This is a genomic window from Paraburkholderia sp. CNPSo 3274 (assembly GCF_024206475.1).
Lineage (GTDB): Bacteria > Pseudomonadota > Gammaproteobacteria > Burkholderiales > Burkholderiaceae > Paraburkholderia.
Genome location: NZ_JAMBPR010000033.1, coordinates 63,590 through 81,264, shown reverse-complemented (window position 1 = coordinate 81,264; position 17,675 = coordinate 63,590). Strand labels below are relative to the sequence as shown.

The following is a 17,675-nucleotide window of genomic DNA, read 5'->3' as shown; positions in this document are numbered from 1 at the left end:
TGAAGCGAGGCAGCCGTGAAATCGACCTATCGTTCCTTCGCCGGCGTGATTGCGCTGGCCGCCATTTACGCATCGGCGCATGCGGCCGATGCAACGCCGGCCGTCGTGCTGATCGGCCACGCTGCGCCGCTTACCGGTCAGCTCGCAAACATGGGCAAGGACAGCGAGAATGCGGCGCGCCTCGCCATCGACGAAATCAATCTGCAGCATCCCGTGATTGGCGGCAGGCCCGTGCAGTTCAAACTGGATTCACAGGATGATGCGGCCGATCCGCGCACGGGCACGCAGGTCGCCCAGAAACTGGTCGACGACGGCGTGGTGGCCGTGGTCGGCGACATCAATTCGGGTGTGTCGATTCCAGCGTCGCGCATTTATAGCGAAGCACAGGTCGTGCAGATTTCACAGGGCTCGACGAACCCGGCATATACCCAGCAAGGGTACAAGACGACGTTTCGCGTAGTCGCCACCGATGCCTTGCAGGGGCCAGCGCTTGCTCGTTACGCGCTCGGCTCGCTGCACGCGAAACGTATTGCTGTGATCGACGATTCGACCGCATATGGGCAGGGCCTCGCCGACGAATTCATCAAGGCAGCGAAGGCGGACGGCGGGACAATCGTCACGCGTGAGGCAACGAACGACAAGGCGACTGACTTCCGCGCCATTCTCACGAAGATCAAGGGTTTGCGGCCCGACGTGGTCATGTATGGCGGCTCGGATGCGACGGCTGGGCCGCTGGCGAAGCAGGCCGCAAATCTGGGCATCACGGCGAGCGTGTTGGGCGGTGATGGAGCATGCACCGACAAAATGATCAGCTTGGCAGGGGACGCGATCGGCAACGTCGTATGTTCCGAGGCGGGCCTTGCGTTGTCGAAGATGCCGAAGGGGCAGGAGTTCGACCAGCGCTATACCTCGCGCTACAAGGTGCCGATCGATGCGTATGCGCCGTTCGCGTATGACGCCGTCTACGTGATCTACGACGCGATGAAGAGGGCGAACTCGACCGATCGCGCGAAGGTGCTCGCCGCGATGCCGGCAACGCAGTATGACGGTGTGATCGGGAAGATCGCGTTCGATCCACACGGTGACCTCAAAGATGCGGCAATCACGATCTACCGGTTCAAGGACAAGAAGAAGACGGTGATGGATGTTATTCGAATGTAGGAGGGGCGAACGGCCGGTTGGCAGCGTGCAGCCGCCCGATGAGGATCGGTAGCTGAGGGTCTGCAATGGCCGATAACGCGACGGTTGCTTCCAGCGATCAAGAGCCCGCTTGCGGAGTGGAAGAGGCGTCTAATCGGCCTGGCAACCCATCGATTGAGTCGCTTCGCGGCCCGTCACGGAGCGAGGCGGTCATCGCATGAACCTCGAATGCCGGCCTTGGGCGCCTCTACCTCAAGGTCGGATCAGGGGGCGCGACAGGGACGGGCGCGACACGCCGGCCGTTGTCCGTGGCCGACGGCCGAGATCTGCGCGATTCTCACGCAGGCGTCCCGACTTCCTCCGTCGACTTGATTTACGCACCGTTTGCATCCTGGGTACCTATGCCGAGGTATGGGGCGGAATCGTGCTATTTCGCGATCCAGGAGGTTGTTTTTGAGAAAAGAAGGGGGGTGACATTACACCGCACATCCAGTTTTTCATGCCTATTGCCCACGCTCCACGCCGGTTTTTCGGGGTTTTTTGCTGACTTTTCAATCTCTTTTGTGCCGCACCATTCAGGTTGTCAGCGGCATTTCTCAGCCAGTCCATATAAGATGCATTGAGAATGAATGTATTGGCGAGAGTGATCATGACCGTCTTTCGGATCGAAGAACCCACCCCCGCGGCTCGCCGCGGCTTCGCGTTGTGGGCGCTCGGCTTCCGGCCGTTCTACCTGGGTGGCGCGCTTTTTGGCGGCGCGGCGCTGCTGGCCTGGATGGCCGCGTATGCCGGCCACCCGTTGCCGGGTCTCAGTTCGTACCTGCCGGGCATGTTCTGGCACGCGCACGAGATGATTTTTGGCTTCGGCGCAGCCATCCTGGCGGGTTTTTTGCTGACCGCCGTGCGGGCGTGGACGTCGGTCACGCCGGCTCAGGGCAAGTCGCTGGCGGCGCTATGGCTGCTGTGGCTGGCGGGCCGGATCACCGTTGCGTACGCACCGTCTGGCGCCGCCGCCGTGGTCGACAGCCTCTTTCTCCCCGCCTGCGCGCTCGTGCTGCTGCGCGTGCTCATCGGCGCGAAGAACAGCCACAACATCTTTTTGCCGGTCGCGCTCGGCATGCTCGCCGCGCTGAACGTGGCGTTCCATCTTTCGATGCTGGCTGGTCGCGCGGACTGGGCGCTGCACAGCGCGTATCTCGCCGTGGGCGTGCTGGTGCTGTTCATCACGATCATTGGCGGGCGCATCATTCCGTCGTTCACGGCCAACGCCGTGCCCGGTTACACGGCGCAGCGCTGGAACGCGGTCGAGCGCGCGGTGATGCCGCTCAGCGCGCTGGCGTTCGTGCTCGACGCCGCGCTCGGCTCCGGCGTGCTCGTCGCGATAGCCGCGCTCGCGGCAGCGTGCGCACAAGGCGCGCGGATCTGGGGCTGGCGTTCGTGGCGCGCCGGCAACCGGCCGATCCTGACCATCCTCCACATCGCCTATGCGTGGATACCCGTCGGCTTCGTGCTGCTCGCGCTCGCGGCATTGGGTTTCGTCGCGCATACGCTCGCCATTCACGCGTTCACGGTGGGCGCTATCGGCTGCGCGATCATGGCGATGATCACACGCACGGCGCGCGGACATACGGGCCGCAAGCTGGTGGCGGGCCGTTTCGATATCGCCTGTTATGCGTTGCTCGTGCTCGCCGCGGTGATTCGCGTGGTGGGACCCTGGCTCGCGCCGCAATGGCTCACGTTCTGGATCGAAGCCTCAGGCGCGTGCTGGGTCGTTGCGTTTGCGGCCTATTGCTATCGCTACGCCGCCTGGCTCATTGCGCCGCGTGTCGATGGTAAGGAGGGCTGAGCCATCGGCCTTGCGCCCGGCGCATCGCGCGAGTATGTTGATTGGCGAGGGCTGGATGCGCGTTACACCTTGGGCCCGATGATGAAGGAGGGTGTGCAATGCATCACTCTGTTCAGATCGCAGGCGCGGCCTGTCTCGTCTTTGTAACCTCCGTGCAGGCTCAAACGACAGCTTCCACGCCGCCAGCGGCTGCTGTGCCCGAGCGCATGCCTTACGACATTCCTTACGGTTTGCCTATTGGTCTCGATGCGGCGAAGCATCTGCTTGCGCTTGCTGAAGCCGAGGCGCGCAGGCACGACTGGAAAATGAACATCGCCGTGGTCGATCCGCATGGCGATCTCGTTGCCTTCGAGCGCATGGATGGCGCGCAATACGCCTCTGTCGAGGTTTCGCAGAACAAGGCGCGCACGTCCGCGCGCTTTCGCCGCGAGACCCGCGTTTTCTATAACCAGTTCGAGAGCGGTCATGCCTACGTTGCCACGCTCGACCAGGGCCTCGTGGCTTCGCCCGGCGGCTTTCCGCTAGTGGAGGATGGCAAGGTGATCGGCGCGATCGGCTGCAGCGGTGGCACGGGTGATCAGGACGCCGTAACGTGCAAGGCTGCGGCTTCCACCGTGAAGTGAAGGTGCGAAGCGCCGTAGATTCCTCAGTCAATGCGGCGAGCCGTATCCCTGCACCTTCAGCAGATGCTCGCGCATGCAGCGCGCGGCGGTTTCGCCGTCGCGGGCGAGAATCGCATCGACGATGGACTGATGCTGCTGCGCGAAATGATGGCGCGTGGCCTGATCCGCGGTCTTTTCACGCTGGGTCGGCTTGACCCGCATGCCGTTGATCACTTCCATGAGGGCAATGATCGCGGGATTGCGCGAGGCCTGTGCGATCAGCAGGTGAAAGCGCTGATCCCATAGTTGCCACTCCTCATCGTTTTTCGCCGTCGCGTTTCTTTTTGCGCACTTCTCCAGTTCGGTCAGATCCTCGGGCGTGGCCTTGGCGGCGGCAAGACCGGCTAACGCCGGCTCGAACATGAGGCGCATCTCCGCGATGTCGGCCGGGCTCGTACGTGAGCGCAGGCCGCGCAGTGTGGGTGCGAACTTCAGCGGCCGCGCGCCCAGATAAGTGCCGCGCCCCACGCCGCGCCAGATTCGGCCCGACGCCTCCAGCGAGGCAAGCGCGGCGCGCAGTTCACGGCGGCTCACGCCGAGGTCCTCGGCGAGCTTGCGTTCGGGAGGCAGTGCGTCGCCGTCTTTCAACCGGTGTTGGGCGATGTAGGCAAGCAGGCTGTCGAGCGCGGACCTTTCCATGGTGCAGTGTGAACCAATATGAGTTGGTTCGATTCTAGCAGCGGTGCTGTCGCGCGCAACCGCGCGGTCTCCAGAATTGACGGAATTCGTGGGATTTGATCGGAATTCAAGGGTTAACACCGGGTGCGGCCAAAAATCTTCCTTCGTAAGCTGAGCGTGAAAGGTTTTGGAACCAATCATGAATGGTTCGTCCGCGAGTCGAACCTTTCGCACAGGGAGTGGAAGATGTCGTTTACAACGCGTCCGGAGCTGATCGGGACCTTCGGGATGGTGGCGTCCACGCATTGGCTCGCCAGCGCATCGGCGATGGCGGTGCTCGAGAAGGGCGGCAACGCGTTCGATGCTGCGGCGGCGGCCGGTTTCGTGCTGCAGATCGTCGAGCCGCATCTCAACGGTCCCGGCGGCGAGTTGCCCGTCGTGTTCTACAGCGCGCGGGAAGACCGCGTGCGCGTGCTGTGCGGCCAGGGTGTGACGCCAGCGGCCATGACGATCGAACGCATGCGCGCGCTCGGGCTCGAAGTCGTGCCGGGTACGGGCCTGCTGCCCGCCGTGGTGCCCGGCGCGTTCGGCGCATGGATGACGATGCTGCGCGATTACGGGCAATTGCCGCTCGAAGACGTGCTCAGCTACGCGATCGGCTACGCTGAGAACGGTTATCCGGTGCTGCCGCGCATGTGCGCATCGATTCTCGCGATCAAGGACTTCTTCCTCAGCGAATGGACGACCTCCGCCGAGCAATGGCTGCGCAACGGCGACGCTCCCGCCGCGAACGCGCTGTTCGCCAATCCCGCCATTGCAGCCACGTACCGCCGCATCCTGCGGGAGGCGAGCGCGAAAAGCGAGCGCGCCGAGCAGTGCGAACTCGCGCGCTCAGCGTTCTACCGCGGCTTCGTGGCCGACGCGATCGACCAGTATTTCCGCTCGACCGACGTGCTCGACACCTCGGGTCGCCGCAATCGCGGCCTGCTCAATGCGGACGATCTCGCGCGCTGGGAGCCCACCTACGAGGACGCCCTCTCGTACGACTACGCGGGCCTGCGCGTGCACAAGACAGGACCGTGGGGCCAGGGGCCGATGTTCCTGCAACAACTCGCGCTGCTCAAGGGCTTCGATCTGGGCGCGATGGATCCGTTCGGTGCGGATTTCGTGCACACGGTCATCGAAACGTCGAAGCTCGCGTTTGCCGACCGCGACGTGTTCTATGGCGACCCGCGCTTTGCCGACGTGCCGATGCAGACGCTGCTGAGCGACGCGTACAACGACGCGCGCCGCCGTCTTGTCGATCCGCACAAGGCCTCGTTCGAATTCCGCCCCGGGCCGCTTCTCGACAGCGAAGCACGCGCGGCGCGCATTCTCGCTAACGCGGGCCGGCAGCAGCCGGGCGGCTTCGGGCAGGGCGAGCCGACGTTCGCGCCGCTGCCCGAATTGCGCGGCGATACCGTTCATCTCGACGTGGTCGATCGCTGGGGCAACATGGTGTCGGCCACGCCATCGGGCGGGTGGCTGCAGGCGTCGCCCGCTGTGCCCGGCCTCGGCTTCAACGTCACCACGCGCGCGCAGATGTTCTGGATGGAAGAGGGCTTGCCTTCGTCGCTTGGGCCGCGCCGGCGTCCACGCACGACACTCTCGCCCACGCTCGTCACGCGCGAGGGCAAGCCCTACGCGGCGTTCGGCACGCCGGGCGGCGATCAGCAGGATCAGTGGTCGATGCAACTGTTCCTGCGGCACGTGCATGCGGGCATGAACCTGCAGGCCGCCGTGGACGCACCCTCGTTTCAGACCGCGCATTTCCCCGGCTCGTTCTATCCGCGCTCGATGCAGCTCGGCAAGATGTCGGCCGAGTCGCGCTTTCCGGAAGCCACGCTCGCCGGGTTGCGAGCGCGCGGCCACGACCTCACCGTGGCCGAGCCGTGGGGGCTCGGGCGCGTGTGTGCGGTGGGCATACGCAACGGCCTCATGCGCGGCGCGGCCACGCCGCGCCAGATGCAGGCTTATGCGATTGGCCGTTGAACACGCGCCACGCTCAACCGGAATCGACCCACCATGTCCAACGTCGCTGCCCGACTCGAAAGACTGCCGCTCGCGGGCTTCCATCGCAAACTGCTGCTGATCGGCGGCCTCGGCTACATGTTCGACGGGTTGGACTCTTCGTCGCTCGCCTTTTTGCTGCCGGTCGTGAGCAAGCTATGGCAATTGACGAGCGCCGAAACGGGACTCGTCGCGAGCAGCACGTATATCGGCTATTTTTTCGGTGCGTTTCTCTCGGGCGTGCTGGCCGACGTGATTGGGCGCCGCCGCATCATGATGAGCGCGCTGGCAGTCTATTGCGCGGCGTCCATGGCGAGCGCCACGGCGCACGACTGGCACACTTTTTTCGCGCTGCGTATGCTCGCGGGCTTCGGTTCGGGCGCGGAAACCGTTGTGATCGCACCGTTCCTGGCGGAATTCGTGCCGCGGCGCTATCGCGGCATGTTCTGCGGCGCGCTCGTCGGATTCATGTCGTTTGGATATCTAAGTTCGTCGATTCTTGGCTATACCGTCGTGCGCAATTTCGCAGACGGCTGGCGCTATCTCGCCGTGCTGACCTCGCTGCCGGTGGTGATGCTGCTCTGGTGGCGCAGAACGTTGCCCGAGTCGCCGCGCTGGCTCGAAAGCCGCGGACGCTCCGCCGAAGCCGACAGCATCGTGCGGGCAATCGAGTCGCGCTACGGGCAGGAAGGCATTGCGCTGGCGCCGCTCGGCTCGGTGGGCGCGATTCCCGCCGCGGCGCAGGGCAGCGGCAGTGCGCTGCAGAACGTGCTGACGCTGTTTTCGCGCCGGCTTGTGGGCACGACGGCGGTGAGCTGGCTGATGTGGTTCTCGGTGGCGTTCGCGTACTACTCGTTCTTCTCGTGGATTCCGAGCCTGCTTGTGAAGGAAGGTCTGACGCTCACGAAGAGCTTTGGCTATTCGATTGCGATCTACGGCGCGCAGATTCCCGGTTATTTCTCGGCGGCATGGCTCAATGAGCGTATCGGCCGCAAGGGCGTCGTGGCCTCTGCCATGACGCTTGGCGGGGTTGCTGCGATTGCGCTGGCTTTCTCGCATACCGGTGTGCAGATCATGGTCGCGGGCGTGTGTCTCTCGTTCTTCATGAATGGCGCGTTTGCGGGCGTCTATGCCTATACGCCGGAGGTCTTCCCTACGGCCGTACGCACGACCGGCACAGGATCTTCGTCTTCGTTCGGTCGTATTGGCTCGGTGAGCGCGCCTATACTGGTCGGTATCGTGTATCCGGCGTTCGGCTTTTTCGGCGTGTTCGCCATGACGACCACTGTGCTGCTAGCTGGCGCTTGCGTCGTGTTCTTCCTCGGCATCGAAACCCGCAATCGTTCGCTCGAAGACATCGAGGCGAGCGGTGCGCAGGCGGACTTCGATGCGCACAAGCCGCTTGCCCGCGACGGGCTGCGCGGCTGAGCGCGCGCTATTCTCACTCTCGAACGTCCCATGCAAACGCCTCTTTCCCTTGTGATCGAACCCTATGCGCTGCAACGCGAGATTGCCACGCTCGCGCGCCTTTCGCGCGTCATTCGCCAGCCCGGGCAACCGGACGCGATTTTCCGCGAAGTGTGTGCCGTCGCCTCCGAAGCGATCGGCTTTCGCCTCTTCACGATCATGGCCTATGACGCCGGGAACCAGGAGGTGGAACGCGTGTTCACGAACATGCCTGACGTCTACCCTCCGGGCGGACGTAAGAAGAAAAGCGGCACGCCCTGGGCACAGCGCATTCTTTCGGATCTCGAACCGTTTCGCGCCACGACGCCCCAGGCCCTGCGCGAAGCCTTCGACGATCACGCGGTGATGACGGCGATGGGGCTCGGCTCGATTCTGAACATACCGGTGGCCTATAACGGCCGTTGTGTCGGAACGATGAACCTTACGCATGTGGAGGGCTGGTACACCGCGCAACACGAGGAAACGGGCCTGCTGCTCGGCGCGTTTCTCGCGCCTGCGCTCGTGGCGCACGGCATGTCTTTCGCAGCCCATTCAAGCCCCTGATCGCAGGACCCTTGTTGATGAAGACAACGACATCTGCAGGAAACGCCAATCGCTGGCCGCTCGTCTTTGCGCTCGGCTATCTCGCGCTGCTGGTCGACGGCGCGGACGTCATGATGTACGGCCTGACACTCACGCGCATCAAGAGCGAATTCGGCTTGACCAATGTCGAGGCGGGCGCGCTCGGCAGTTTGACGCTGCTCGGCATGGCGATTGGCGGTATTCTCGGCGGCTGGGCGAGCGACTCGTTCGGGCGCGTGCGCGTGGTGGTCTGGGCGATGATGCTGTTCTCGGTGGGCGCGGGTCTGCTCGGTCTCACGCACAGCTTCGTCGAATTCGCGGTCGTGCGCTTCATCAGCTCGATGGGCATTGGCTGCATGGTGCTGGTGAGCACGCTCGTGGCCGAATACGTGCCCATGGCGCGGCGCTCGCTGATACTCGGCATGCTGCAAACGGCGATTTCCGCGGGCTATATCACGGTGATCGCGCTCAGCACCTGGATCTTGCCGCACTACAGTTGGCGCATGCTGTTTTATGTGGCGGCGGCGCCCGTGCTGCTCGCGGTGGCGATTCACTTCTTCGTGCCCGAGCCGCCGAGCTGGCGCATGAGCGAGGCCGCGGCTCGCCCGAGCGGCCGCCGCTGGCACGACAACCGCTACGCATTGATTTTCGCGGACCGCGAGGCGCGCAGGATGTTCATCTTCTGGTCGCTCGCTTCCGTGTTTGCGCTTTCCGGGTTCTATGGCTTGAACAACTGGTTGCCCACGTATCTGGAAAGCGAATTGCACATCAAATTCAGCTCGATGACGGGGTACATGACCGCGACGTGGGTCGTTGCGTTCATCGGCAAGATCGTGGCGGGCTGGCTAGGCGACCGCTGGAGCCGGCGTGGCGTGTATGTGCTGGGCTGTATCGGTGCAGCCGTCTTTCTTCCCGTGATGGTGCTCTTCCATACCCGCGAGAACATTGCGTGGCTGATGCTCGTATTCGGCTTTCTCTATGGCGTGCCGCTGGGCACGATCGGCACGTTCATGTCGGAGAGCTTCGAAACGCGTATTCGCGGCACGGCTGTGGGCGGTTCGTATAACGTGGGGCGCTTTTGTTCGGGCGCGGCGCCTGTGGTGATCGGCTATATCGCTACGCAGTTTTCGATCGGCATGGGCTTTCTCGTGGTTGGCGCGGTGTTTTTCCTGAGCGGTGTGATGGCGCTGTTCATTCCGGACCGCCTGCACGATACGAGCGAAGGCGATCCGGTGCAAGCGAGTGGGGAGACGCGCCAGGGGGCTTTGGCGGCGGCGACTGGCAGGGGGTGATGCACGCCGGGGCGATTGGTCCCAAACAGGAACTCGCCGCACGCACTGCAGAACGTTTTCGTGAACGGCTTTGCGGGGGGGCTTGAAAACGCGGCCGGCATTTTCGGCTAACCGTACCGCCTCCGCGTGCCATGCAGTTGATTTGCGCTATGCCAACACCGGCCTGAAAAAACTCCGCTCGTAACTCACGATGCAACGCGTATCGGCGGCATAGCGGAATGCGGCCTGGCACTCGGCGTCTTTCATCGAATCGGCGCGGTACGTTTCATAGGCCGCGAGGCTCGCAAACGAAAAGAGTGCGAGCGCGATATTGTTGGCGCCCTCGGAAGGCAGGAAGTAGCCGTGATGCTTGCCGCCAAACTTTTCCACGAGCGGAATCCACATTTTGGCGTACGTTTCGAATTCTTCGAGCCGGTATGGATCGATTACGTAACGCAGATAGCAGGTAATCATGGGTTGTTCTTTGGGGCGTTGAAGTAAGGTCTTGCGCTGTCCTTCAAAGCGCAGCGCAAGTCAAGGGCAGCTCACGCTTGCGCCATCTCCAGAAGCTTCGCCACGGTATTCATGTTGCGCGACGTCCCGGCCTTCGCCGCAGCGATTTTGAGCTTCGATCGTCCGATACCGTCCTTGTAAAACACATAGATCTCGCGAGCGCCCAAGCGGAATTCTTCCGCCTCCTGCCCGCTCACGTTATCGAATGCGTCCGCGGGCGGCGGCGTGTCGAGAAAGATGGCGACAGTGCGATCGGGCGCGGCGGCGGGAAACGGGTTGCCCTGCAGTACCGCGGCCAGTTCCGCCGCAGTACGCACCACTATGCCAACGGCTTTGCCTGCATAAGCCTCCAGGCTCTGCTCGAGCTTCTTTTTCACCGATGCTTCGGCCAACCGGCTCTCGAACACCACGTTGCCGCTCGCGATATAGGTGCGCACGTGCGCGAACCCGAGCGCTTCGCACATGCCGCGAAGTTCGGGCATGGGGAGCTTGCCGGTTCCGCCGACATTCACGGCGCGTAGCAGGGCGATATAGACGGGCATCGTATTGATCGGGAAGTCGCGAGTTAGTCAGGGTGCCGCAAGTCGGTTGCAGCGAACCCTTCGTTTGCCACGCTGGCGGGGCGCCTGCGCGCGTTGATCGTCACGAAGAGCGCCATCAGCATCATGAAGGCGGCGAGCAGCAAGGCGCTGTTGACGAGCACGTGTGCATAGCCGAGCTGAGCGACGTTGATGAACGGATAGGGGTAGAAGTCGGTCTCGCTGCCGCGCCAGAAGGTGACGGCAAGGTAGCCCAGCGGATAGACGAGCCAGGCGAGGCGATCGCGAGCACTGAGGGTGAAGCGCGGTACGAACAGCAGCCAATACGCCGCGCACAACAGCGGGATCAGGCTGTGCAGGCTCTCGTTGAGCAGCGCGCGATAACCGTGCGGCGTCCAGAGATGCCGCAGCAGCAGATTGTAAGCAATGCCAACGAACACGATATACACCGTCACTGCACTCACTGCGCCCGGAGCGCGGAGCAGGCGTGCCGGCCACGTGCGCACGCGCAGCGCGATGCAGGTGAAGGTGAGCGCGACGAGCAACACCGTGAGATTGGTCAGGTAGGCCGAAAGCCTGCCAATGGCCTCGACCGTGTCGAAGCCGCGCAGCACCATGCGCTGGACCGTAATGTCGGTTTGCGCGGCGAGCGCCCCCCATGCGAGCAGCGCGATCGCACCCGCCAAAGCGATGGCGTAGGGGCTTTGAGGCTGCGCCGTGGCGGTGAGCGGCACGGCAGCCGCGCGTGCGGGTAGCGGTTGTTCGGGCATGCAGCGATGGTAGCGCACAAAGATCATGCGCGTCTGAAGCCGCTTTCCCCGGCGGCAGGCTATTTGCCGCCGGCGCGCTCCGAAGCCGAAACGAGATACAGGCGCACGAGATCGCGCAGTTCGGCCATCAGCACGGCCCGCGACGATGGTGCTTCGTTGGCGATGCTGGCGACGCCCTTGAGCATGTGGATCAGCACGATCGCCATGACTTTTGCCCTGGCCGGCTTGAGATGCGCTATCGCGCGGCTCAGGATGTCGGCAACGCCGCCGCGCATGGCTTCGCGAAAGCGTTTGCGGTGGTCGTCGCTGCCGCTGCGGGCGTCGACGAGTGCAACGGCAAAGCTGCGTTGAGATTGCAACAGCAGCACGAAATCGACGAGCGCATCGGCTACGGCCTCGAGCGTCATCTCCGGGACCTGTTGCTCCAGTTCGGCGAGTCCGTTCTTTGCCTGCTGTGCGTAACGCAGCAACAGCGCTTCGGCCAGCGCCTCTTTGGTCGGAAAGAAGCGGTATAGCGAGCCGATTGCCGTCGATGAGCGCGACGCAATTTCGGTCATGGTGGCGGCGTCGTAACCCTTCTCCGTGAAGACGGCAACAGCGGCGTCCATGATCGCGGCCACGCGCTGGCGGCCCCTTTCGCGTTTGGGCTCGGTGGGGCGCGCGGTTCCCGCTACAGGCGTGGAGGACGTCATGGCGTTTTCTTCAAATGCGAGGATGTGAGGGTAATTCCTCGCATATTAGCATGCGTAACGCCTTCCGCGGCAACGCGCAAGAATGCTTGAATGCAAGCGGATACGCGTCGAGTGCTCCTCGATGCATTGACTTATGCGAGGTTACTCTCTACGATGATTCGCGAGGATATCCTCGCATTTCGGCGCGGCGCTCATCGCCGATGCCGCCACCACCCTGCGCCTTTCTGTTCGAACGTTCGAGGTTGCGACATGCCGTACGTGTGGCTCTTTTTCGCTGGCGCGTTCTTTTGCAACGCGATCCCGCATCTGGCTTCTGGCCTGCAGGGGCTGCCTTTTCCCACGCCCTTCGCACGTCCGCGCGGGCGGGGCGACTCGTCGCCCATCGTCAACGTGGTTTGGGGCTTCGTGAATATCGCGATCGCGATCGCGCTGGGCACGGGCCGCCTGCAGCAGCCTGCAACGCGCGAGGACGTCGTGGCGGTGCTGGCGGGCGGGCTCGTCATGGGGCTTTTTCTTGCGTTCCATTTCGGCGCGGTTCAGCGGGAAAAGCGCGCCGATTGAGGCCGAGGCAGGCTGCGGCAAGGACGAGAAAAAAACAGTTGCGCAGCTTAAGGGAAAACCCTAGACTTATTCCGTCTCCTCCATGTCTCCTCCTGATATGGATTCAGCGGCTTTGCTCGCTAACCCCCGCCCAGCGGGGGCTTTCTAATATTCTTCCCAGCGCTTTCTAATATTTTTGCTTCAAGCCGACTTCGGAATGGCGAGGCGAACATTGCTCACAGGGACATCCCGGTCCTTGAAATAGATCTCGGTCGTGGCCTTGTCGGCATGGGCCGCAGCCACCTGAAGGGCATCCACGTCGTATCCAGCCCGGCGAGCATCCGTCAGCGCTTTGGCCCGGATATCCTTGATCGTGTATCCAAACTCCTGAAGATTGGCCCGGTTGCATGCCTCACGCCATGCCTTGAGCGCTCCTGAGGCCGTCCACGCGCTACCATTCCTCTTATGGATCACGTTCGGGCCTTTGACCTTGCCGAGGCTTCTGGCCATTTCCAGCACCGCATCGATCTCAGGCGAGATAGGCAGGTCAACAGCAATGCCGCTCGAGTCTCGCGTCTTGGACGGCCGGAAGTGAATCACGCAGTTGTCGCGGTCTACCCAACTACTCTCGTCGCCTTCCTTCTTCCACCGCAGCACACGGATCTCTGTCGATCGCTGCACAGTGAGGTAACAGAGGTCGACGAAACACAGCATCATCGGATTGGTCAGTTGCGCGCGGATCGCCGCGAAGTGCTCATGCGTGATGTAGACGTCGCGCACCTTCGGAACCTTCAGACGAATTCCGTTGCAGGGGTTCTCGCCGACCAGGTAACGCTTCTCGCGGCACCACTGGAAAAAGCCGGTCATGAACGCACGCATGATGCGCTTCATATGCAGCTTCTCTTCGTAGTTGTCGCGCAGGAATTCGACAACCATTGCGTTGTCGACCTGATCTATATTCACGTCGGCGAAGCCATTCTTGACGTAGTTTCCGTAGAGCGGCCAGCTCTTTTCGCGGTGCTGCTTCCGGCGCTCGCGCACGTACTCATCGACAAGGGGGGGAACGTTGCCAGAACCGATCGCCGCCGGTTCGTGCTTGCGCTTCTCTTCAGCCAGCCGCTCGAGCATGCGCAACTCGCCATCCTCGACGCGACAGAGCTTGATCCAGCCGGCGCCCTTGGGGAACCAGTAATAGCTCCCGCTCTTGGAATAGACCCGATTGGGGAGGCCATCAGGGACGGCGCGGCGGCGTGCTGCGTTCATTTGACTGCCCGTAGGATTGCCGGCCGCAGGGCCGGGCGTTCTTCTTTTATCGGTGCGCTCGTGAGCCCGGCTTTCTTCGCCTGGAGGGCTTCGAAGGTCGCCCATGTTATCACCGGGCTACCGTCACCACAGCGCACCACTGTGATCCCGAACTGGGCCTTGAACCAGTCGGCTTGTTTGCCGTAGCGCTTCTTTCCAGTCACGCGCTCGATATCGTCTGCACTCATCAATCGGTCGCTCATGCCGCGCTCCGATACTCGCCAAAGAACGCCTCAACCATCGGATCCCGAAACGGCTTGAACGTCTCGTGCCAAGGCGTCGGCTCTGTCTTCGGCGAGCGGGCCGCGTGCATCTTTCGCCAGGCGTTGCCTCCGATGGCCCTCTTCGCCGGTGGCCGAGGCGCGCTCTTGCCGTTGCCGAACTTCCACCGCGCTGTGGGCTTGCCATGACGGCTCAGCGGCCAGTCGACGATGTGCGCCTGATGCTTCGCCTCAAGGTGTCGCATCACGCCGGAGATGCCCGTGTCACGCAGGCCGGTGGCCTCGGCGACCTCGCGCGCGGTGCGCGCTACGCCGTCCGACATGCACTCGCTAACCCGGTCGACGGTCTGGGAGCCGAAGGCTTTGTGCGCGCGGCTCATCAGTTGTCTCCTGCTTGCGGTGCTGATGCGCGAGCTTGCCAAGAATCCCACATCACTTCGAGCGCATAGTTCTGATGCGGCTTGCCGTTTTGCCAAACAGGCAGCACGGGGAACTTTTTATCGCGCAAGAACTGCTCGAAAGCCCCGCGCTCGTCGGGCTGCGTATCCTTGGCGGTGCACCGGCGAACGCTCGAACAATAGGCCGGAGTGTCACAGCACTTCGACTGATCGCGCGGCGCGAGCGCGGGTACATTGAGACCTGCAGCACCGGGAGCGATATGCATTTCCAGACAGTCCTGCCAGCCTCGCGTGTATTCGGGATGCGGATTCGGCGCTACCGCATCTGCGGCGACGGTAGGCGTATGGACGGCGCGGGCGAACATTTCGCGCACCTGACTGGCGGTGTATAGCGCCTCCGCGTCGATCTGCTCCGGGTTCGGGATGCGCGCATAGAGGTCGCTCGTCTCGTGCTTATCTCGCCAGGCGGAAGGGTTCGGCCATTCGAACGCCGCGTAATTATCGGTTTGTGCTACCGCAGCAGGGGCGACGGGAGCGGCGTAGAGCGCAATAGGATCTTTCAACCCGGCCGGCGATGGAAACATCATGGCAGCGTTGACGATCTGTCCTTTCCAGTTCAGTACGGTGTCACGGCGACAGTAGGCGACGGCCTCGTGCGCTCCCGCCGCATCGGAAGGGGCGAGAGCGGAGCGTTCATACGTGGCCGAGAAGATGTCGGGCTTGCAAGGGTAGAACTCGCCTTTCACGCCCTTGATGATCCAGTCGCCGGGCTGTGCCGTCATGGTGCCTTCGAGTGTTTCAATCGAAAGCGCGCCGTCGCGCTCGCTGGTCCAGTTCTTGAATTTGGCCTGATTCGCCCATGCGACGAACGACCAGACAGCATTCTCATGCTCTTCATTCGTGGTGCCATCGACGGGCGCGATGGGCAATTGGAACGCTTCGATGACGACGGGCTTCTTGCGGTATTTGTTTGAGGTATCCATCAGTTCAATCCTCGTGTTAGGCGAACAGATCGCCCTGTTTCTTGCCACTCGATTCCGCCAGATGCGCGGGGCAAAAGTGGACGTCCGCGCCGACCTGATGCGCGTGCACGGCACACAGGTGGCGATCGCAGGTCTTTCCCTGCTTCGCACGGTAGTCGCACTGGAAACCGCTCGGCGCGCTGCAGCCTTCGACCGAGCAGCGATGCACTTTTTTGCGGCCGCGCGTGCAGACGATTCCGGAGATGCCACCAGGAAGGCGAAAGGGCGTGCAGGGCATGTTTCCCTCAGGCGGCTACGCCAGTGATTTGCTTTTCGTGCGCGAAGTTCGCGACGATCAGCGCGGTGGCGACGTCGGGGCATACGCTGTTGCCGATCATGCGAACCTGCGACGACTTGGACAGCGGCTTCCCGTTGATGGCGGGATTGATCACATAGCTGACCGGAAAGCCCTGGGCGAGCTTCAACTCGTGCGGCTGAAGCATCCGCATGCCGATGTCGATGATCGCGTATTGCTCGCCGCCGATGGTGACGATGCCGAGAGCGTCGGGTCCGTGGTACTTCTGCAGGAGCGCGCGTACCTCGCCAACATGGCCGCCGCCGGCGGTGAGCGTCGGCATCGGCTCGCGCACGTCCTGGCCGAACTGGTTGTTGCGCAGCTTGACGAGGTGCGACGAGACGAGATGGTGATGGTCCTGCGTCGTGATCGTGCCGGTCGGCTTATCGAGCGCAGCACCGGACGATTCATGGCCGCCGTAGTGCTTCGCAAGGAACGCCGAAACGACAGCGTGCTTCACGCCGCCCGCGACGGCGGTCCCGAGCGGCTTGTCGAGACCAGGCACACGCGGTTCTTGCCCTTCGCGCTCGCCGTAGCCCGTCTGGATCAGCGTTGCGGAGACGATCCCCATGGCGTGCGCGGCGCCGGCCGGGCGAGCGCAATCGCCGCCCGCGGTCACGGTATGCAGCGGCGCGTCGACTGCGCTGCCAACGCTATTCGCTCGAAATTTCGTGATGTGCGCCGTCACGAGCGCTTGTTCGCCGCGATGCGCGCCGGTGACCGTCGCGATCGGCGCGTCAACCGGCGCGGTGCGATCGCTGCCATGATGCGTGACGTGCATCAGGGTCGGCGCGACGATGGCGAATCGATTTGCAGTGGTGGTCGTCCCGAGCGGCATGTCGAGCGCTGCGCCGCGAAAGCGCTCGTCGTCGCTGTAGTACGACGCGATGAACGGCGCCGGGGTGTTCACGACGAACTTCATGATCCCCTTCGCCACGCGACGCAGCGTTGCGTCCTTCAGCGGCTTGGCGCGCTCGAAGATCGACGGACATGGCAGCGACCAGTCGATGCAGTCTGCCGCGGTGCGCCACGGCTGCAGCTTTCCCGCGCGAACAGGGGAGCTCTTCGGGTCGCCATGCGTCGGCGTGGGCCAGACGATCGGCAGATGGTCGCGGCGCGCTACGAGGAACAGGCGCTTGCGGATCGTCGGAGCGCCGTAGTCGCACGCGCGCAGCTCGCGCCAGTCAACAACATAGCCCTGGCGTCGCAGCGCATTCACGAACGAACGGAACGTGCGGCCGCGGTTCTTTGGGCACGGCATCCCATCGGCGTTCAGCGGGCCCCACGTCTGGAATTCCTCAACGTTCTCGAGCATGATCACGCGTGGCTTTACCTTCGCCGCCCAGCGCAGTGCGATCCATGCGAGCCCGCGGATCTTCTTCGACACAGGCTTGCCGCCCTTCGCCTTGCTGAAGTGCTTACAGTCCGGCGACAGCCAGACGAGCGCGACGGGCTGGTTGCCGGTGATGGCGATGGGATCGACGTCGAACACGCTCTCGCAATAGTGCGTCGTATGCGGATGGTTCGCCGCGTGCATGGCGAGCGCTTCGGGATCGTGGTTGATCGCAACGTCGACCGGTCGCCCGAATGCGCGCTCGAGGCCCGTCGACGCGCCGCCGCCGCCGGCGAAGTTATCGATGATGAGTTCGCTGCCAAGGTCGAGCGGGAGTGAAATCAGATCGCGTTTCATTGTTTCTTGTCCGCGGGAAAAAGGACCGGCCCGTACAGGCGCCGGCCAAACACGCCGCAACACAGGAGCCTCCCTGCGC

20 protein-coding genes are annotated in these 17,675 nt (G+C 63.2%); 9 read left to right on the top strand and 11 right to left on the bottom strand.

Going from position 1 to position 17,675, the window contains the following annotated elements; genetic code table 11:
- Positions 1-15: 15 nt before the first annotated feature.
- Positions 16-1,161: a branched-chain amino acid ABC transporter substrate-binding protein gene (locus M3I54_RS22845; protein WP_375542191.1), complete on the top strand. Its 1,146-nt coding sequence runs from the start codon at positions 16-18 to the stop codon at positions 1,159-1,161.
- A gap of 378 nt (positions 1,162-1,539) precedes the next feature.
- Here M3I54_RS22845 and M3I54_RS22840 read toward each other — a convergent pair whose 3' ends face one another.
- The gene (locus tag M3I54_RS22840) at positions 1,540-1,791 is read right to left on the bottom strand and encodes a hypothetical protein (RefSeq protein ID WP_254340078.1); all 252 of its coding nucleotides are present in this window, start codon (positions 1,789-1,791) and stop codon (positions 1,540-1,542) included.
- Between M3I54_RS22840 and M3I54_RS22835 the strand changes: the two genes are divergently transcribed.
- Together M3I54_RS22835 and M3I54_RS22830 are read left to right on the top strand one after the other, a co-directional pair.
- A complete protein-coding gene (locus tag M3I54_RS22835) occupies positions 1,790-2,986 on the top strand; it encodes an NnrS family protein (protein WP_254340076.1) in 1,197 nt (398 codons plus the stop codon). The two genes, M3I54_RS22840 and M3I54_RS22835, sit on opposite strands and share 2 nt — an antisense overlap.
- 98 nt (positions 2,987-3,084) lie before the next feature.
- Positions 3,085-3,609 (top strand): heme-binding protein, encoded by a 525-nt coding sequence (locus tag M3I54_RS22830; RefSeq protein WP_254340074.1) that lies wholly within the window; start codon positions 3,085-3,087, stop codon positions 3,607-3,609.
- A gap of 27 nt (positions 3,610-3,636) precedes the next feature.
- On the opposite strand, the gene M3I54_RS22825 is transcribed toward M3I54_RS22830, so the two are convergent.
- Positions 3,637-4,287 (bottom strand): FadR/GntR family transcriptional regulator, encoded by a 651-nt coding sequence (locus M3I54_RS22825; protein WP_254340072.1) that lies wholly within the window; start codon positions 4,285-4,287, stop codon positions 3,637-3,639.
- 225 nt (positions 4,288-4,512) lie between these two features.
- Here M3I54_RS22825 and M3I54_RS22820 point away from each other — a divergent pair, with 225 nt between their 5' ends.
- The 4 genes from M3I54_RS22820 to M3I54_RS22805 are packed head-to-tail and all read left to right on the top strand — an operon-like array spanning position 4,513 to position 9,635.
- Positions 4,513-6,297: a gamma-glutamyltransferase family protein gene (locus M3I54_RS22820; RefSeq protein ID WP_254340070.1), complete on the top strand. Its 1,785-nt coding sequence runs from the start codon at positions 4,513-4,515 to the stop codon at positions 6,295-6,297.
- A 33-nt stretch (positions 6,298-6,330) separates the two neighbouring features.
- Positions 6,331-7,743 carry an MFS transporter gene (locus M3I54_RS22815; protein ID WP_254340068.1) on the top strand — a complete coding sequence of 471 codons (1,413 nt, stop codon included), beginning with the start codon at positions 6,331-6,333 and terminating at the stop codon, positions 7,741-7,743.
- Between the two features lie 30 nt (positions 7,744-7,773).
- Positions 7,774-8,325, top strand: a complete 552-nt coding sequence (locus M3I54_RS22810) for a GAF domain-containing protein (protein WP_254340067.1) — start codon at positions 7,774-7,776, stop codon at positions 8,323-8,325.
- Between the two features lie 17 nt (positions 8,326-8,342).
- Positions 8,343-9,635: an MFS transporter gene (locus M3I54_RS22805; protein WP_254340065.1), complete on the top strand. Its 1,293-nt coding sequence runs from the start codon at positions 8,343-8,345 to the stop codon at positions 9,633-9,635.
- A 147-nt stretch (positions 9,636-9,782) separates the two neighbouring features.
- Here M3I54_RS22805 and M3I54_RS22800 read toward each other — a convergent pair whose 3' ends face one another.
- The 4 genes from M3I54_RS22800 to M3I54_RS22785 all read right to left on the bottom strand — a co-directional run bounded on the left by M3I54_RS22800 (position 9,783) and on the right by M3I54_RS22785 (position 12,128).
- Entirely contained in the window at positions 9,783-10,088 is a 306-nt protein-coding gene (locus M3I54_RS22800; protein ID WP_254340063.1) for an NIPSNAP family protein, read from the bottom strand.
- 71 nt (positions 10,089-10,159) lie between these two features.
- Positions 10,160-10,669 carry a DUF1697 domain-containing protein gene (locus M3I54_RS22795; protein ID WP_254340061.1) on the bottom strand — a complete coding sequence of 170 codons (510 nt, stop codon included), beginning with the start codon at positions 10,667-10,669 and terminating at the stop codon, positions 10,160-10,162.
- A gap of 23 nt (positions 10,670-10,692) precedes the next feature.
- Entirely contained in the window at positions 10,693-11,436 is a 744-nt protein-coding gene (locus tag M3I54_RS22790; RefSeq protein WP_254340060.1) for a Pr6Pr family membrane protein, read from the bottom strand.
- 59 nt (positions 11,437-11,495) lie between these two features.
- Entirely contained in the window at positions 11,496-12,128 is a 633-nt protein-coding gene (locus M3I54_RS22785) for a TetR/AcrR family transcriptional regulator (protein ID WP_254340057.1), read from the bottom strand.
- Positions 12,129-12,377: 249 nt separating this feature from the next.
- Between M3I54_RS22785 and M3I54_RS22780 the strand changes: the two genes are divergently transcribed.
- Positions 12,378-12,689: a hypothetical protein gene (locus tag M3I54_RS22780; RefSeq protein WP_254340055.1), complete on the top strand. Its 312-nt coding sequence runs from the start codon at positions 12,378-12,380 to the stop codon at positions 12,687-12,689.
- Between the two features lie 180 nt (positions 12,690-12,869).
- On the opposite strand, the gene M3I54_RS22775 is transcribed toward M3I54_RS22780, so the two are convergent.
- The 4 genes from M3I54_RS22775 to M3I54_RS22760 are packed head-to-tail and all read right to left on the bottom strand — an operon-like array spanning position 12,870 to position 15,572.
- Positions 12,870-13,931, bottom strand: a complete 1,062-nt coding sequence (locus M3I54_RS22775; RefSeq protein ID WP_254340053.1) for a tyrosine-type recombinase/integrase — start codon at positions 13,929-13,931, stop codon at positions 12,870-12,872.
- A complete protein-coding gene (locus M3I54_RS22770) occupies positions 13,928-14,173 on the bottom strand; it encodes a DUF4224 domain-containing protein (protein ID WP_254340045.1) in 246 nt (81 codons plus the stop codon). The genes M3I54_RS22775 and M3I54_RS22770 overlap by 4 nt, the downstream gene beginning before the upstream one ends.
- Positions 14,170-14,571, bottom strand: coding sequence for an antitermination protein (locus M3I54_RS22765; RefSeq protein WP_254340037.1), 402 nt, complete (start codon positions 14,569-14,571; stop codon positions 14,170-14,172). The genes M3I54_RS22770 and M3I54_RS22765 overlap by 4 nt, the downstream gene beginning before the upstream one ends.
- Positions 14,571-15,572, bottom strand: coding sequence for a hypothetical protein (locus M3I54_RS22760; protein ID WP_254340035.1), 1,002 nt, complete (start codon positions 15,570-15,572; stop codon positions 14,571-14,573). Before M3I54_RS22760 ends, M3I54_RS22765 begins: the two co-directional genes overlap by 1 nt.
- On the opposite strand from M3I54_RS22760, the gene M3I54_RS22755 reads away from it, so the two are divergent.
- Positions 15,532-15,876 (top strand): hypothetical protein, encoded by a 345-nt coding sequence (locus M3I54_RS22755; RefSeq protein WP_254340033.1) that lies wholly within the window; start codon positions 15,532-15,534, stop codon positions 15,874-15,876. The genes M3I54_RS22760 and M3I54_RS22755 overlap by 41 nt on opposite strands.
- On the opposite strand, the gene M3I54_RS22750 is transcribed toward M3I54_RS22755, so the two are convergent.
- Entirely contained in the window at positions 15,857-17,596 is a 1,740-nt protein-coding gene (locus M3I54_RS22750; RefSeq protein WP_254340031.1) for a DNA cytosine methyltransferase, read from the bottom strand. The two genes, M3I54_RS22755 and M3I54_RS22750, sit on opposite strands and share 20 nt — an antisense overlap.
- Between the last annotated feature and the right edge of the window lie 79 nt (positions 17,597-17,675).